15 protein-coding genes are annotated in these 16,113 nt (G+C 64.9%); 3 read left to right on the forward strand and 12 right to left on the reverse strand.

From position 1 onward, the window contains the following. Positions 1-57 precede the first annotated feature (57 nt). The 6 genes from QFZ91_RS16805 to QFZ91_RS16830 form a co-directional block, all read right to left on the reverse strand. Positions 58-660, reverse strand: coding sequence for a UbiX family flavin prenyltransferase (locus tag QFZ91_RS16805; protein ID WP_429567848.1), 603 nt, complete (start codon positions 658-660; stop codon positions 58-60). A gap of 40 nt (positions 661-700) precedes the next feature. Beyond that, on the reverse strand, positions 701-1,012 hold the full coding sequence (grxD, locus tag QFZ91_RS16810) for a Grx4 family monothiol glutaredoxin (RefSeq protein WP_008918687.1): 312 nt from the start codon (positions 1,010-1,012) through the stop codon (positions 701-703). Between the two features lie 112 nt (positions 1,013-1,124). Beyond that, positions 1,125-2,012: a peptide chain release factor N(5)-glutamine methyltransferase gene (gene prmC, locus QFZ91_RS16815; RefSeq protein ID WP_429567849.1), complete on the reverse strand. Its 888-nt coding sequence runs from the start codon at positions 2,010-2,012 to the stop codon at positions 1,125-1,127. 10 nt (positions 2,013-2,022) lie between these two features. Further along, positions 2,023-3,105, reverse strand: a complete 1,083-nt coding sequence (gene prfA / locus QFZ91_RS16820; RefSeq protein ID WP_013090660.1) for a peptide chain release factor 1 — start codon at positions 3,103-3,105, stop codon at positions 2,023-2,025. 120 nt (positions 3,106-3,225) lie between these two features. Then, a complete protein-coding gene (hemA, locus tag QFZ91_RS16825) occupies positions 3,226-4,512 on the reverse strand; it encodes a glutamyl-tRNA reductase (protein ID WP_429567850.1) in 1,287 nt (428 codons plus the stop codon). Positions 4,513-4,591: 79 nt separating this feature from the next. Further along, positions 4,592-5,302 (reverse strand): response regulator transcription factor, encoded by a 711-nt coding sequence (locus QFZ91_RS16830; RefSeq protein ID WP_429567851.1) that lies wholly within the window; start codon positions 5,300-5,302, stop codon positions 4,592-4,594. A 229-nt stretch (positions 5,303-5,531) separates the two neighbouring features. Between QFZ91_RS16830 and QFZ91_RS16835 the strand changes: the two genes are divergently transcribed. Genes QFZ91_RS16835 through QFZ91_RS16845 form a run of 3 tightly spaced genes read left to right on the forward strand, consistent with a single transcriptional unit; the run spans position 5,532 to position 8,292 of the window. Further along, positions 5,532-5,798 carry a hypothetical protein gene (locus QFZ91_RS16835; protein WP_176381150.1) on the forward strand — a complete coding sequence of 89 codons (267 nt, stop codon included), beginning with the start codon at positions 5,532-5,534 and terminating at the stop codon, positions 5,796-5,798. Between the two features lie 18 nt (positions 5,799-5,816). Further along, positions 5,817-7,634: an aminopeptidase P family protein gene (locus tag QFZ91_RS16840; RefSeq protein WP_429567852.1), complete on the forward strand. Its 1,818-nt coding sequence runs from the start codon at positions 5,817-5,819 to the stop codon at positions 7,632-7,634. A 34-nt stretch (positions 7,635-7,668) separates the two neighbouring features. Beyond that, positions 7,669-8,292: an HAD family hydrolase gene (locus tag QFZ91_RS16845; protein ID WP_176381152.1), complete on the forward strand. Its 624-nt coding sequence runs from the start codon at positions 7,669-7,671 to the stop codon at positions 8,290-8,292. Between the two features lie 14 nt (positions 8,293-8,306). Here the strand turns inward: QFZ91_RS16845 and QFZ91_RS16850 are convergent, their stop codons facing one another. The 6 genes from QFZ91_RS16850 to ugpB form a co-directional block, all read right to left on the reverse strand. Then, positions 8,307-9,431: a DUF748 domain-containing protein gene (locus QFZ91_RS16850; protein WP_429567853.1), complete on the reverse strand. Its 1,125-nt coding sequence runs from the start codon at positions 9,429-9,431 to the stop codon at positions 8,307-8,309. A 164-nt stretch (positions 9,432-9,595) separates the two neighbouring features. After that, positions 9,596-11,260 carry an energy-dependent translational throttle protein EttA gene (gene ettA, locus QFZ91_RS16855; protein ID WP_152853645.1) on the reverse strand — a complete coding sequence of 555 codons (1,665 nt, stop codon included), beginning with the start codon at positions 11,258-11,260 and terminating at the stop codon, positions 9,596-9,598. Between the two features lie 328 nt (positions 11,261-11,588). Then, on the reverse strand, positions 11,589-12,668 hold the full coding sequence (locus QFZ91_RS16860; RefSeq protein ID WP_429567854.1) for a sn-glycerol-3-phosphate import ATP-binding protein UgpC: 1,080 nt from the start codon (positions 12,666-12,668) through the stop codon (positions 11,589-11,591). 50 nt (positions 12,669-12,718) lie between these two features. Further along, positions 12,719-13,564: a sn-glycerol-3-phosphate ABC transporter permease UgpE gene (gene ugpE, locus QFZ91_RS16865; RefSeq protein WP_368592775.1), complete on the reverse strand. Its 846-nt coding sequence runs from the start codon at positions 13,562-13,564 to the stop codon at positions 12,719-12,721. Then, positions 13,561-14,445 carry a sn-glycerol-3-phosphate ABC transporter permease UgpA gene (gene ugpA / locus QFZ91_RS16870; RefSeq protein WP_429567855.1) on the reverse strand — a complete coding sequence of 295 codons (885 nt, stop codon included), beginning with the start codon at positions 14,443-14,445 and terminating at the stop codon, positions 13,561-13,563. Before ugpA ends, ugpE begins: the two co-directional genes overlap by 4 nt. Before the next feature lie 75 nt (positions 14,446-14,520). Continuing rightward, entirely contained in the window at positions 14,521-15,846 is a 1,326-nt protein-coding gene (ugpB, locus tag QFZ91_RS16875) for a sn-glycerol-3-phosphate ABC transporter substrate-binding protein UgpB (RefSeq protein ID WP_429567856.1), read from the reverse strand. Between the last annotated feature and the right edge of the window lie 267 nt (positions 15,847-16,113).

Here is a 16,113-nt window from a genome sequence, read left to right on the forward strand (position 1 = left end):
AATGGGCGCGCAGGGAATTGATTGTGTCGCGAATGTTGTTAATTCGCGTTGCCGCTGCTAATCCTGCGCGTCCCGCAGTCCTTGCCATGCCGGCGACAACGCCGGTCCAAGCGCAAACAGATCGAGCACGCGTGCGACCGTATGGTCGACCATCTCGTCGATCGAAGCAGGCTGGTTATAGAACGCGGGCAGAGGTGGGAAGATCACGCCGCCCATCTCGGTGACGGCAGTCATATTGCGCAGATGCGCGAGGTTAAACGGCGTTTCGCGCACCAGCAGCACGAGGCGGCGACGCTCCTTCAGTGTCACATCGGCGGCGCGGGTGATCAGGTTGTCGGCGAAACCGTGCGCGATGCTCGCGAGCGTTTTCATCGAGCAGGGCGCGATGATCATGCCGTCAGTCGCGAACGAGCCGGACGCGATGCTCGCGCCGACGTCGCGCACCGAATGGACGACATCCGCGAGCGGATGCACGTCTTCTTTGCCCAACTGGAGTTCATGCTGGATGTTGAGCCAACCCGCGCTCGAAATCAGCAGGTGGCTCTCGACACCGCCGAGCCGCCGCAGCGTCTCGAGCAACCTGATGCCGTAGATGGCGCCGGTGGCGCCGGTGATCGCGACGATCAGCCGGCGGGGCGCCGCGGTGCGTGCTTGCTGCATGGCTTGCGGCGCCTGATAAAGCGAACGGAGCGCAGAGCGCTCAGGCCGCGGCGAACAGCTGCTGCAGTTCGCCCGATTCGTACATCTCCATCATGATGTCCGAGCCGCCGATGAATTCGCCCTTCACATACAGCTGCGGAATGGTCGGCCAGTTCGAGAACACCTTGATGCCCTGACGGATTTCGTCGTCTTCGAGCACGTTGACGGTTTTGATTTCACCGACGCCGCACGCTTTCAGGATCTGGATGGCGCGGCCGGAAAAACCGCACATCGGGAACTGGGCCGTGCCCTTCATGAAGAGAACGACGTTGTTGCCGTCGACGATTTGCTTGATGCGTTGTTGCGTATCCATGACTGACCTTGCGGTTCCGATAAAGGATGGGAATAGGCTGAAATGATAGCGGATTTCGCTACGGGCGGCCGCAGCCGCGTCGTGCTTGGGGTTTTAGCCTCGGCGACCGCCCTCACGCCGCCGCGGCGCGCAACACGCCCCCGCTGATGCGCTCGATACCGGCGAGATCGCGCTCCGAGCGGACCTCGGCAAAACCGCCCGCGCTCAGCAACGCGCGCACGGCTTCCGCCTGGTCGTAGCCATGTTCGATCCAAAGCGCGCCATCGGCGGCGAGACGCTCGGGGGCACCGGCGACGATCGCGCGGATCGCGCTGAGGCCGTCGGCCTCGTCGGTGAGCGCGCCGCGCGGCTCAAAGCGCAGATCGCCTTCGGTCAGATGCGGGTCGCCGCTCGCGATATACGGTGGATTGCTGACGATCGCGTCGAAGCGCGGCGCGGCGTCGAGCGAGGCGTACCAGTCGCTGTGCAGGAACGTCACGGCGCCGCCGGGACGCTTCGCGTCGAGCAGGCGCGCGCCGTTGCGCGCGGCGACGGCGAGCGCGTCGGCCGAGCGGTCGAGTGCCCAGACCTGGGCGTCGGGCCGCATCGACGCGATCGCCACCGCGATTGCGCCGGTTCCGGTACCGAGATCGAGCACACGTGGGCGCGGCCGGGTCTCGATCGCCGCGAGAGCGGTCTCCACCAGCAGCTCGGTTTCGGGACGCGGAATCAGCACGTGCGGCGTGACTTCGAATTCGAGCCCGAAGAACTCGCGCGCGCCGACGAGGTGCGCGACCGGCTCGCCGGCCATGCGCCGCGCCTCCAGCGCGCGATAACGCTCGACGCTCGCCCGCTCGAGCGGCTCCTCGCCGCGCGTGATCAGCTGCGTGCGCCGCCAGCCGAGAACATGGGTGAGCAGAATCCGCGCTTCGAGCGGCGGCAATGGCGATGCGCGCAATAGCGCGTCGGCCGTCGCGGGCGGAGCGGCGGGGTCTAGCGGGATTGGGGAAGCGTCGGTCATTGGCGGGGCGTCAGTCCGCGTCGCCGAGCGAGGCCAGCAGCTCGGCCTGATGCTCGCTGACGAGCGCCGCGATCAGTTCTTCGAGATCGCCGTCCATGATCGCGTCGAGGCGATACAGCGTCAGGTTGATGCGGTGATCGGTGAGGCGCCCCTGCGGGAAGTTGTAGGTGCGGATGCGCTCCGAGCGGTCGCCCGAGCCGATCAGGTTCTTACGCGTCGCCGCTTCCTTCGTCTGCTGCTCGTGCGTTTGCTTATCCTTGATGCGCGCTGCGAGCACTTTCAGCGCGCGGTCTTTGTTCTTGTGCTGCGAACGGTCGTCCTGACATTCGACGACGATGCCGGTCGGCAAGTGCGTGACGCGCACTGCCGAGTCGGTCTTGTTGATGTGCTGGCCGCCCGCGCCCGACGCGCGGAACGTGTCGATACGCAGATCGGCCGGATTGATCTCGACCTCGCCGATCTCGTCCGCTTCCGGCATCACCGCGACCGTGCAGGCCGAAGTATGGATGCGGCCTTGCGTTTCGGTGGCCGGCACGCGCTGCACGCGATGCCCGCCGGATTCGAATTTCAGCTTCGAATACGCGGCATCGCCGGCAATTCGCACGATGACTTCGCGATAGCCGCCGAGATCCGATTCGCTCGCCGACATCATCTCGACCTGCCAGCGATTGCGCTCGGCATAGCGCAGATACATGCGCAGCAGATCGCCAGCGAACAGCGCGGATTCGTCGCCGCCGGTGCCGGCTCGGATTTCGAGGAAGATGTTGCGCTCGTCGTTGGGGTCCTTCGGCAGCAGCATTTTCTGAAGTTCGACGCCGAGCGTCTCCATACGATCGCGCGCCGCGCGGATTTCCTCTTCGGCGAAATCGCGCATCGACGCGTCGGCGAGCAATTCCTGCGCGGTGGCCGCGTCGTTCTGCGCCTGGCGCCATAGCCCGTAATGCTCGACGACCGGGCCGAGCTCCGCGTGTTCGCGCGTGAGCTTGCGGTATTGGTCGAGGTTGGCGGTGATGTCCTCGCGGCTCAACAGGTCGTTCAGTTCGGCCAGCCGGGTGGTCAGCTGGTCGAGCTTGCGTTGCATGCTCGTTTTCATCGGGCGGGTAGCGGAGCGGACTCCGGAAAGGATGCGGCCAGGGGAACGGGCGAATGCCCGGGGCGGAAGCACTTCGCGAGCCACGGCGGTGGCGCGCGGGGTGCGGCGAGCATTGCGCCGCTAACGCTCGGAAGAGCCGGGGTGTTTGTAGAAGCCGCTCATCAGCTCGATCAGCTTGTCACGGTTGTCGCTGCTCGCGCGGTTCAACGCGTGAGTAGGACCATGGATCAGCTTGTTGGTGAGCGACTGCGACAGTGCTTCGAGCACTGCAGCCGGGTCGTCGCCGCGCGCGAGCATTTTCTGTGCGCGTTCGACTTCCGCGCGGCGCAGCGTGTCGGCCTGCGTGTGCATGTGGCGGATCACGGGCACGATGCTGCGCGCGTCGAGCCACTGCATGAAGTTCTGCACGCGCGTTTCGATGATCGCTTCGGCCTGCGCGACCGCAGACTGGCGCGACGCATTGCCTTCGCGGACGATCGCGCCGAGGTCGTCGACGGTGTACAGGAACACGTCTTCGAGCTGGCCGGCTTCGGGTTCGATGTCGCGCGGCACCGCGAGGTCGACCATGAAAATCGGCCGGTGACGGCGCGCCTTGACCGCGCGCTCGACCGCGCCGAGACCGATGATCGGCAGCGTGGACGCCGTGCACGACACGATGATGTCGAACTCGTGCATCCGGGAGGGCAACTCGGAGAGCGGAATGGCGCGGCCGTTGAAGCGCTCGGCGAGCCGCATGCCGCGCTCAGCCGTGCGGTTCGCGACGACGAGTTCACGCGGATGCTGCGCGGCGAAATGCGTCGCGCAGAGCTCGATCATTTCGCCCGCACCGATGAACAGCACGCGCTGGTTCGCGATCTTGTCGAAAATGCGTTGGGCGAGGCGTACTGCGGCGGCGGCCATCGATACCGACTGCGCGCCGATTTCAGTGGTGCTGCGCACTTCCTTTGCGACGGCGAAGGTGCGCTGGAACAACTGATTCAGGTAGGTGCCGAGTGCGCCGGCTTCGGAGGCGGTGCGGACCGCGTCCTTCATTTGCCCGACGATCTGCGTCTCGCCGAGCACCATCGAATCGAGCCCCGACGCGACGCGGAACGCATGCCGCACGGCTTCGGACTGCGGCAGCGCGTAGACGTGCGGCGCGAGTTCATCGATGGGGAGATTGTGGTACTTCGACAGCCACTGTACCGAGGCTTCGCGTGCGGCGAGGTCGTCGGTCGCGCAGTAGAGTTCAGTGCGGTTGCAGGTGGAAAGAATTGCCGCTTCCGGCGCATTCGGGGCCATGCGGCCCAGCCAGATGCCTTTGAACGTATCCAGAGCGGGCTTGATCTGTTCGAGCGGAAACGCCACGCGTTCGCGCAAGGCGACAGGCGCAGTGTGATGGTTGATTCCGATCGTTAGAAGCTGCATTTGGGGGAGCTATCGTTCAGCCTTATATTATAGCGTTTTCACGATTCTCACATCCTGCACGCCGCATACCCAGCATGCGTCAGCTCTCGCCTGTCTGAGTCTCCGGCGGAATCGCGTCGAGCTGGTAACCGTAACCATAGACCGGCGTCAGCGCGTAGCCAAGTTCCGGACGCAGTTGCAGCTTGCCGCGCACGCGCGACGCGTGAGTGTCGATGGTGCGCGACTTTACGTCGCGCCGGCGCGACCACACGGTTTCGAGAATATGCGCGCGCGACACCGGTCGCGCCAGATTGTTGAACAGCAGCAGCGCGAGGCGGAATTCCTTTGGCGTCAGGATGACGGTCAGCTCACGGAAGGTCACGGCGCAATTCGCCGCGTCGAAGGTATAACCGCCGATCACGTCGCGCCGACGTTTGGGTGGCCGCCGCAGGCCCGCGCGGCGCTGCAGCGCCTCGACTCGCGCAAGCATTTCGGGGCCGCGCACCGGTTTGCTGAGGCAGTCGTCGGCGCCCGCGTGCAGCGCGGCGACGATCTGGCATTCGCTCGGTGCCGCAATCAGCATCATGATGGGCAGACCTGGCAGAATTGAGCGCGCGCGCGGGATCACGTCTTCGGCGCAATGGTCGCCGGCCCAGCTTTCGGTGATCAGCAGATCGAAAAATTCATCGGTGGCGTGCTGCAGGAAGGTGGCGCTGGTGGTGAAGTGAAGGCACACATGGCCGCCGGCGAAAATGAGCCGGTCGACCAGCTTGGCGTGTTGCAGGTCGGGTTCGATAAGTGCGATACGCATGGCGCGGCGTCAGCCTGGCAAGGAGCGGAGCGTGAGGTGTTTTCGTCAGGCTTGTAACTTGCCTAAGTACCCCCCGACCCCTAAACTCAACCGCTATGCGGAAAGCGCCGTGCTGAACTTCTATAGTTAAAGAGGCCAAAATGCTAGCCTTGGCGGCTCCGTCGTCCTATGAGACGAATCCGAAATTGAACTTGCCTTGTTTCGGCACCCAATCCGGAGCCCACGCCTGATGGGGTGGCCTGGCATTCTCGTTCTCGGCGTCGTGATCGGCCTCGCGGGCTGGTGGTTGCACCCGCTGCGCAGGCTGAGCCGCGCGCGCTGGTGGGCCGCGCTGTTGGCCGGCGTGCTCGGCGCGAGCGTCGCGCGCATGGCCGGCAACGTGACGGGTCTTTTCCATGACGGCGACATGCTCGAATGGCCGGTATGCACCGCCGTCGCGCTGATCGCCGTCGCCGTGACGGTCGGTCTTTTTTCGCGCCGGTCAATCCGTCGATGAATCCTTGCAGGTAACTCCATGAACGCCCGACTCCCCGAAACCTCCTCCATTCCCGAGCGCCTCGCGAGCCTGCGCGCCGCGATGGCGCGCGAAGGCATCGCCGCTTACCTCGTGCCGTCGGCCGATCCGCATCTGTCCGAGTATCTGCCAGGGCGCTGGCAAGGCCGCCAGTGGCTGTCGGGCTTCACCGGCTCGGCCGGCACGCTGATCGTCACCGCCGATTTCGCCGGCGTCTGGACCGACAGTCGCTACTGGGAGCAGGCAACCGCGCAGCTCGCCGGCGCCGGTGTCGAGCTGATGAAGATGACCGGCGGCCAGCTCACGACGCCGCATTTCGAATGGCTCGCGCAGAACGTCGTGAGCGGCGGCACGGTCGGGGTGGATGGTGCGGTGCTCGGCGTCTCGGCCGCGCGTGCGTTGAGCGCGGCGCTGAACGCGCGCGGCGTGCAACTGCGCACCGACATCGACCTGTTCGAGGCGATCTGGGCGCAGCGCCCGGCGTTGCCCGCCGACGCAGTCTTCGAGCACGCCGCGCCGCAAGCGGGGGTCGCGCGCGCGGACAAGCTCGCGCAGGTTCGTCGCGCGATGGCCGACAAAGGCGCGCAGTGGCACTTCATCTCGACGCTCGACGACCTCGCCTGGCTGCTGAACCTGCGCGGCGCCGACGTCAGTTACAACCCGGTGTTCGTCGCGCACGCGCTGATCGGCGTGGATCGCGTGTCCCTCTTTATCGCCGACGGCAAAGTGTCGCCGGCGCTCGCCGACGTGCTCGCGCGCGACGGCATCAGCGTCGAGCCATACGCGAAAGCCGCCGACGCGCTCGCCGCGCTACCAGCCGGCAGCACGCTGCTGATCGACCCGCGCCGCATCACGTACGGCTCGCTGCAGGCGGTGCCGTCGTCGGTCAAGGTGGTCGAGGCGGTCAATCCGTCCACGTTCCTCAAGTCGTGCAAAACCGCCGCCGATGCCGCGCACGTGCGGGACACGATGGAGCAGGACGGCGCGGCCCTCGCCGAATTCTTCGCCTGGTTCGAAAGCGCGCTGGGCCGCGAGCGCATCACCGAACTGACGATCGACGAGCGTCTGACTGCCGCTCGCGGGCGCCGTCCCGGCTTCGTGTCGCTGAGCTTCGCGACGATCGCGGGCTTCAACGCGAACGGCGCGATGCTGCCGCACTATCGCGCGACCGAGGAGTCGCATGCGGTGATCGAAGGCAACGGCCTGCTGCTGATCGATTCGGGCGGCCAGTACCTGAGCGGCACGACCGACATCACGCGCGTCGTTCCGATCGGCACGCCGAGCAACGAACAGCGCCGCGATTTCACGGTCGTGCTGAAGGGCATGATCGCGCTGTCACGCGCGCAATTCCCACGCGGTATCCGCTCGCCGATGCTCGACGCGATCGCGCGCGCGCCGATCTGGCAGGCCGGCGCGGACTATGGCCACGGCACCGGTCACGGGGTTGGCTACTTCCTGAATGTGCACGAAGGCCCGCAGGTGATCTCGCACTATGCGCCGGCCGAACCGTGGACCGCGATGGAAGAGGGCATGATCACGTCGAACGAGCCGGGTCTGTATCGGCCGGGGAAGTGGGGCGTGCGCATCGAAAACCTCGTGCTGAACGTGGCCGCGGAAAAAACCGAATTCGGCGACTTCCTGAAGTTCGAAACCCTGACGCTGTGCCCGATCGACACGCGCTGCATCGAGCTGGCGCTGCTGCGCGACGATGAACGCGCGTGGCTCAACGCGTATCACGAGACGGTGCGCGCGCGTCTCGCCCCGCATGTATCGGGCGACGCCAAGGCGTGGCTCGAACTGCGCACGCAACCGATCTGAGCGTAGCGGCGACCTTGCAAACGGAGCGTGGTGCATGGCGATCAAGGCAGTGGTCTTCGATTTCGGCGGCGTGCTGATCGACTGGAGTCCCGAGTACCTGTACCGCGAGCTGATTCCCGACGAATCGGAGCGCCGCTGGTTCCTCACGCACGTCTGCTCGATGGACTGGGTGATCCGCCAGGACGGCGGGCAGCCGATCGTCGAAGCCACCGACGAGCTGATCGCGCAGTTTCCCGATCACGAACCGCTGATCCGCGCGTTCTACGAGCGCTGGCATCAAATGGTCGCGGGTGTGCTCGACGACGGCATTGCGCTGATGGAGAAGCTCGAAGTGGCCGAGGTGCCGCTCTTCGGGCTCACCAACTGGTCGGCCGAGACCTTCCCGTATGCGTGGGAGCACTATCCGGTGCTGCGGCGCTTTCGCGACATCGTCGTGTCGGGGCGCGTGAAGCTCGTGAAGCCCGATCCGGCGATCTTCGCCGAGATGCGCCGGCGCATCGAGCTGCAGATGCCCGGCGTCGAGCCGGCCGAGCTCGTCTTCATCGACGACAACGCGAAAAACGCCGAAGCTGCTACGGCGCTCGGCTGGCACGGCGTGCATCACACGAGCGCCGCGCAAACGGAAGCGAAGCTGCGCGAGTTGGGCTTGCCGGTTTGAGCTGAGCGCTACCGCTACTGTCCCAGCAGATTCTTCAACGCATTGCCGAGGCCTTTGACGGTCTCCCCCGCACCCTTCGCAACACCTTCGACGCTGACCCCCAGCGCCTTTGCAAACCCCTCGCCGATGCGCTTGAGGATCCCTTCGCGTACCGAGAACTTCGGATCGCGCAGATCGCCGTCGAGCACGAAATGCAGTGTGATGTTGCCGTCATGCGTCTTGAGCGCGGCGACGGCGGCGCGGGTCGGAATCGACATGAACGTCTCGAGCGGATTGTCGGTTTCGGCGAGTTGCAGATTGTGGACCGTCACCGTGCCGGGCGCGTGCAGATGATAGTTGCGCACTGTCGATTCGATCGACAGATCGACCGTACCGCCCGTCACCTGCGCGCGCGTGCCGGCCTTCTTCAGCAGATAGGGATCGAGCATCGCGACATCGACACCATGCAGCGTGGTCGTCGTCTGCGAATCGCGGCTGGCGATCTTGATCCAGCCGTCGAACGTCACGGTGCCGGTATGCGCCGGACCCTTCAGCGCGCCGCGAACGCTGACGTTGGTCGGCTCGGCAAGCGACGGCAGATGCAGATTGTCGACGCTCGCGTTCGCGTTGCTGACCGTGACCTTGAACGGCGGCGGCCCGACGCTCATGTCGTAGAAGTGGAAGTTGCCGTGTTCGAAGCGGATATGGTCGACCAGTTTTTCGCGTGGGATCGACGCCGCCGTGCCGGCGCCGCCCGGATGATCGCCGCGGTTCAGCGATTCGCGCAGGTTCGGCAGCAGATTCAGCGAGCCGTCCTTCGTGCGTAACACGGCCATGTCGAAGCCGCGCACGACGACCTCGCGGATATGCATGCGCCGCGCGATCAGATCGCGCACGTTGGGGGTGATCGTGATTTCGTCGGCGCGTAGCGGTTCGCCCGCCGGCCAGCCCGGCGGCGCTTTCAGCACGACATGGGTCAGGTGTACCGAAGTGAGGCCGACGTCGATACTGTCGGCGCTGCCGAGCGGGCCGAGCGCCGCGCTGACGCGATTCTTGACTTCCTGTTGCGCGAATTGCATCGCGCCGATCAAGATCAGAATCAACGCCAATAGCGTTCCGCCCACGACGACGATCCAGCGCCTGCCCTTCGACATCGCCATGCCTGTGTCTCCTCGTCAACGCGCTGCGCGTCGCGCGGCGCCGTGTTGACCGTCTCTCGTATGCGCGGGACTGTCACGCGCGCCTCCATCAAGTGACGAATAGCAACGCGCATGCCCCGGGACCCGTCCGGCATTGCGCCAGACGGGCCGGTGTGCCCCGCCTGTTAACGCGAGATCGGCTTATAGCGCAGACGCTTCGGGCGCGCGCCTTCCTCGCCGAGACGCGCGCGCTTGTCCGCTTCGTATTCCTGGTAGTTGCCGTCGAAGAACGTGACTTGCGAGTCGCCTTCGAACGCGAGGATATGCGTCGCGATACGGTCGAGGAACCAGCGATCGTGCGAGATCACGAGCACCGAACCCGCGAATTCGAGCAGCGCGTCTTCGAGCGCGCGCAGCGTTTCGACGTCGAGGTCGTTCGACGGTTCGTCGAGCAGAAGCACGTTGCCGCCCGCGATCAGCGTCTTCGCCAGATGCAGACGACCGCGCTCGCCGCCGGACAGATTGCCGACGATCTTCTGCTGGTCGCCGCCCTTGAAGTTGAAGCGGCCGATATACGCGCGCGACGGCGTTTCGTACTTGCCGACCGTCAGCACGTCGGCGCCGCCCGAGATTTCCTCGAACACCGTCTTGTTGGCTGCGAGCGCTTCGCGGCTCTGGTCCACGTAAGCGAGCTTGACGGTCGGGCCCTGCACGATCTCGCCCGAATCCGGTTGTTCGCGGCCGGTCAGCATCCGGAACAGCGTCGACTTGCCGGCGCCGTTCGGACCGATGATGCCGACGATCGCGCCGGCCGGAATCTTGAAGCTGACGTTATCGAGCAGCAGACGATCGCCGTATGACTTGCTGACGTTCTTGAACTCGATCACTTCATTGCCGAGGCGGTCGCCGACCGGAATGAAGATTTCCTGCGTTTCGTTGCGCTTCTGGTAGTCCTGGCTGTTCAGTTCCTCGAAGCGGGCGATGCGCGCCTTCGACTTTGCCTGACGGCCCTTCGGGTTCTGGCGCACCCACTCGAGCTCCTTCTTGATCGCCTTCTGGCGCGCCGACTCCGACGCTTCTTCCTGCTTCAGGCGCTCTTCCTTCTGATCGAGCCAACTGCTGTAGTTGCCCTTCCACGGAATGCCGTGACCGCGGTCGAGTTCGAGAATCCACTCGGCGGCGTTGTCGAGGAAGTAGCGATCGTGCGTGACGGCGACCACGGTACCCGGGAAGCGCGTCAGGAACTGCTCGAGCCATTCGACCGATTCCGCGTCGAGATGGTTGGTCGGCTCGTCGAGCAGCAGCATGTCGGGCTTTTGCAGCAGCAGCTTGCACAGCGCGACGCGGCGCTTTTCGCCGCCCGACAGATGCTCGATCTTCGCGTCCCACGCCGGCAGGCGCAGTGCGTCGGCGGCGATTTCGATCTGCTGCTCGGCGCTGCCGTCGGTCGTCGCGAGGATCGCTTCGTACTTCGCCTGCTCGGCCGCGAGAGCGTCGAAGTCGGCGTCCGGCTCCGCGTAGGCCGCGTAGATCTCGTCGAGCTTCTTCTGGGCGTTGAACACATCGCCGAGGCCTTCCTCGACCGCTTCACGCACGGTTTTCTGCGGATCGAGTTGCGGCTCCTGCGGCAGATAGCCGATGTTCAGATTCGGCATCGGCGTGGCTTCGCCTTCGATCTCCGTGTCCACACCGGCCATGATGCGAATCAGCGTCGACTTGCCCGAGCCGTTCAGACCGAGCAGGCCGATCTTCGCGCCGGGGAAGAACGATAGCGAAATGTCTTTGAGGATCTGGCGCTTGGGCGGCACGATTTTGCCGACCCGGTTCATGGTGAAAACGTATTGGGCCATTTGCTTGCAGTAGACGTTGACGATGCCGGCCGCGTGCGGGCGGGCAGTCGGGGTTGAATGGGTAATCGGTGTGAGGGCCGGGCGGAGCACCCGGCGCCGGGCCGGCGCGGCGTCGGATTCGACGACGCTGCCGCGCGCGGCATCTGTTCAGGTGGCATTGTACTTCGCCCGGCGGGGGCCGGGCGGCAGGGCGGACCGCTGGCGGACCGCTGGCGGGCCGCTTCACGCACCGGGTGGTGCGCTATTTGCGCGCACCGTGTCGCCGATCTTCGGAGCCGTTGCGCGACCCCGCCGTGCCGTGAGCAGGCGGCGGCGCCCAGCCGCGGAGTCAGTTCGCGCGCCGTCCCGTCACCGGATCGAAGAAGTGCAGATGTCGTGCGGGCAGCGCGAGCTGCAGCGTCTCGCCCGCCGCCGGACGATGAGCGTGCGGCAGTCGCGCGGTCACGTCGTGCTTGCCCCAGCGGCCGTGGGCGAGATTGTCCGCGCCGAGAATCTCGCAGGAATCGACGGTGAGCGTCGCATCGGCCGTGCCGGGGCTCAGATGCTCGGGGCGAATGCCGAGCGTCCATTCGCGGCCCGTCGCGACTTCGCGGCCGATCGACGGCACGCCCGCGAGCGGCAGCTTCGGGCCGTTGCCGGCGACGTCGAAGGTCGAGCCGTCGTCCGAAACCCGGCCTTCGAGCAGGTTCATCCCCGGCGAGCCGATGAAGCTCGCGACGAACACCGTCGCCGGCCGCTCGTAGACTTCGGTCGGCGCGCCGATCTGCTCGGCGTGGCCCTTGTTCATCACGATCACGCGTTGCGCCAGCGTCATCGCTTCGATCTGATCGTGGGTGACGTATAGGCTCGTGGTCTTCAGGCGCGCATGCAGGCGCTGGATTTCGAGGCGCATCTGCACGCGCAGACGCGCGTCGAGATTCGACAGCGGTTCGTCGAACAGAAACACCGCCGGTTCGCGCACGATCGCGCGGCCCATCGCGACGCGCTGGCGCTGTCCGCCCGACAGTTCGCGCGGCTTGCGCTGCAGCAGCGCGCCGAGTTCGAGAATCTGCGCGGCGGCTTCGACGCGTTTCGCGATCTGCGCGCGATCGACGCCCGCGATCTTCAGCGCGTAACCCATGTTCTCGGCCACGCTCATATGCGGATACAGCGCGTAGTTCTGGAACACCATCGCGATGTTGCGATCCTTCGGCTCCAAGTCGTTGACGACCTTGCCGGCGATCGAGATGCTGCCGTCGGAGATGCGCTCGAGGCCGGCGACCATCCGCAGCAACGTCGATTTGCCGCAGCCGGACGGGCCGACCATCACGACGAACTCGCCGGCGGCTATGTCGACGTCGATGCCGTGCAATACGAACTGTTTGCCGTCGTAGGTTTTCTTAACGCTTTGCAGAGTCAGTGCAGCCATGCGGTTCTAGCCTTTGATTTTGAGTGCTTGTCGCAGTCCGCCATACCGGATCACTTTTCCGAGTCCACGAGGCCGCGCACGAACCAGCGCTGCATCGTCAGCACGACGGCGAGCGGCGGCAGCATCGCGAGCAGCGTGGCCGTCATCACCAGATGCCATTCGGTCGCGGTATCGCCCGAGGCGATCATCCCCCTGATGCCGATCACCGCGGTGGTCAGCGACTGCTGGCTCGTGATCAGGATCGGCCACAGATACTGGTTCCAGCCGTAGATGAACGTGATTACGAAGAGGGCGGCCATCGTGGTCCGCGACAGCGGCAGCACGACGTCCCAGAAGAAACGCAGCGCGCCCGCGCCGTCGATGCGCGCGGCTTCCATCAGCTCGTCGGGCAGCGTCTTGAAGAACTGGCGGAACAGGAACGTCGCGGTCGCCGACGCGATTAGCGGCAGCGTCAAACCGGTGTACGTATTGCTCAGATGCATCGACGACACCACCTGCACGGTCGGAAAAATCCGCACTTCGACCGGCAGCATCAGCGTGATGAAAATCAGCCAGAACGCGGCCGTGCGAAACGGAAAGCGGAAGTAGACGATCGCGTACGCGGAGATCATCGACACGGCGATCTTGCCCACCGCGATCACGAGCGCCATCACGAGGCTGTTGAGCAGCATGCGGTTGAACGGCGCCGCCGCGTTGCCGGTGCCCTGCGTCCAGATCGTGACGATGTTCTCAAACAGGTGCGTGCTGGGCACGAGCGACAGCGGCACCGTGAACACCTCATGCTCGCTCATCGTCGCCGCGCAGAACGCGACGTACACCGGAAACACCACCAGCGCGACGCCGATGATCAGCACCGCGTGACAGAACAGGTCGAAACCGCGTCGGTTCTCGATCATGAGTATTGAACCCTGCGTTCGATGAAGCGGAATTGCACGACGGTCAGCGCGACGACGATGATCATCAGCACGACCGACTGCGCGCCGGAGCTGCCGATGTCGAGCCCCTGGAAGCCTTCGGCGAAGATCTTGTAGATCAGAGTGCGGGTTGCCTGACCGGGTCCGCCGCCGGTCGCCGCGTCGATCACCGGGAAGGTATCGAAGAACGCGTAGGTGATGTTGATCACCAGCAGAAAGAACGTGGTCGGCGACAGCAGCGGCAGCGCGATGCCGAAGAAGCGCCGCACCGGACCGGCGCCGTCGATCGCGGCCGCTTCGATCAGCGAGCGCGGAATCGCCTGCAGCCCCGCGTAGAAAAACAGGAAGTTATAGCTGATCTGCTGCCAGACCGATGCGAGCACGACGAGGAACATCGCCTGACCGGGGTTCAGCGCGTGATTCCACACGACCCCGTATTTCGCGAGCGCGTACGTGACGAGGCCGATGCTCGGGTTGAACAGGAACGACCACAGCACCGCGGCGATCGCGGGCGCGACCGCGTACGGCCAGATCAGCAGCGTTTGATAGGCCTTCGCGCCGCGCATCACGCGGTCCGCACAGACCGCCAGCAACAGCGAGATCACGAGGCCGGACACGGTGACGAGCGTGCAGAACACGATCGTCGTGGTGAACGACGCGAGATATAAAGGATCGGCGAACAGCTGCTTGAAGTTCGCGAGTCCGACGAACTCGCTCGACGTGCCGAACGCGTCCTGAGTTTGCGTCGCTTGCCAGAGCGCGACGCCGGCCGGCCACAGGAAGAACACCAGCGTGATGATCAACTGCGGCGCGACGAGCAGGTAGGGCAGCGCGCTGGTGCCGAAGTAGGAGCGCTTATCCATCGGGATTCTCGAGATGTGTTGCAACGACTTCGGGTTCCGGCGCAAGAGCGCCGGAACCCTGCCAGCGGGCGATGCTTAGCTACCGGCCTTTTCGAAGCGGCGCAGCAGTTCGTCGCCGCGCGAGACGGACGAATCGAGCGCCTGTTGCGGCGTCTTCTTCTCCGCCCACACCTGCTCGAGTTCTTCGTCGATCACGGTGCGAATCTGCGGCATGTTGCCCAGACGCAGACCCTTCGTGTACGGCAGCGGCGGTTTGTTCAGCATCTGGCGGATCGCGGTGTCGCTGCCCGGGTTCTTGTCGTAGAACCCCTGCTGGCGCGTCAGATCATATGCGGCGGTCGTGATCGGCAGATAGCCGGTGTCCTGATGCCACTTCGCGGCGACCGGCGGCGTGGCCAGATACGCGAGGAACTTTGCGACGCCCTTGTAGACGGCCGGGTCCTTGCCCGACAGCACCCACAGGCTGGCTCCGCCGATGATCGCGTTCTGCGGCGCGCCCTTCACGCTGTCGTCGTACGGCATCATGCCGGTGGCGAAGCTGAACTTCGCGTATTTCTTGATCGTCGCGAGCGAGCCCGACGAGTTCGTGATGATGCCGCAGTCGCCGCTATAAAACTTCGACACCGGTTCGTCCTTGCGGCCGACATAGGTGAACGTGCCGTCCTTCGCCATGCTTTGCAGGAACTGGATGTGCGCGACCTGCTGCGGCTTGTTGAATTCCAGCTGGGCGTCCATGCCGTCGAAGCCGTTGTTACGCGACGCGAACGGCGCCGCGTGCCACGCGCTGTAGTTCTCGAGCTGAATCCAGCTCTGCCAGCCCGATGAGTAGCCGCACGACAGGCCCGCGGCCTTCAGCTTCTGCGCATCGGCGTGCAACTCGGCCCAGGTCTTCGGCGGCTGGTTCGGATCGAGGCCGGCCTTCTTGAACGCATCCTTGTTGTAGTACAGCACCGGCGTCGAACTGTTGAACGGCATCGAGATCAGTTCACCGGTTTTCGAGTCGCTGTAATAGCTGGCGATGGTCGGCACGAAGGCCTTCTGATCGAGCGGCACGCCCGCGTCCTTGAAGACCTGCGTGACCGGGACGATGGCTTTCTTCGCCTGCATCATCGTTGCGGTGCCGACTTCGTAGACCTGCAGGATCGCCGGCGCGTTGCCGCTGCGATAGGCGGCGATGCCGGCGGCGAGGGTCTGGTCGTAGGTGCCCTTGAACACGGGCACGATCTTGTAGTCGCTCTGCGATTCGTTGAAGTCGTTCGCGATGTCGTTCAGACGTTCGCCCAGCGCGGCTTCCATCGCATGCCAGAACTGGATTTCGGTCGCGGCGTGAGCCGCGTGGCTGACGCCGATGCTCAATACAGCGGCGACGGAAAGTGAGCGGAACAGCGGCTTGTAATTCATCGATTTATCTCCTGTTCATAAGGGCGCGGACGCGAATCGCGCGATTCTATTTGTGTTCGATGACATTCCGGCGTCGGTGGCCGGGTGGCGCGGACCATGGGTGGCAGCGCGCCGGAAGCCGAAATTTAGCATCGGCTGTCATGGAAAGGAAATAAATGGGACTCTATTCGGGAAGATCGTCGGCGATCCAGCTCATTGCATGGAGCCGCATAGATGTGTTTGCGCGACCATTGCCACTTTTGACATTCGCCCGTCTGCGAATGCCGT

It is taken from the genome of Paraburkholderia sp. JPY419, assembly GCF_050435705.1.
GTDB lineage: Bacteria > Pseudomonadota > Gammaproteobacteria > Burkholderiales > Burkholderiaceae > Paraburkholderia > Paraburkholderia youngii.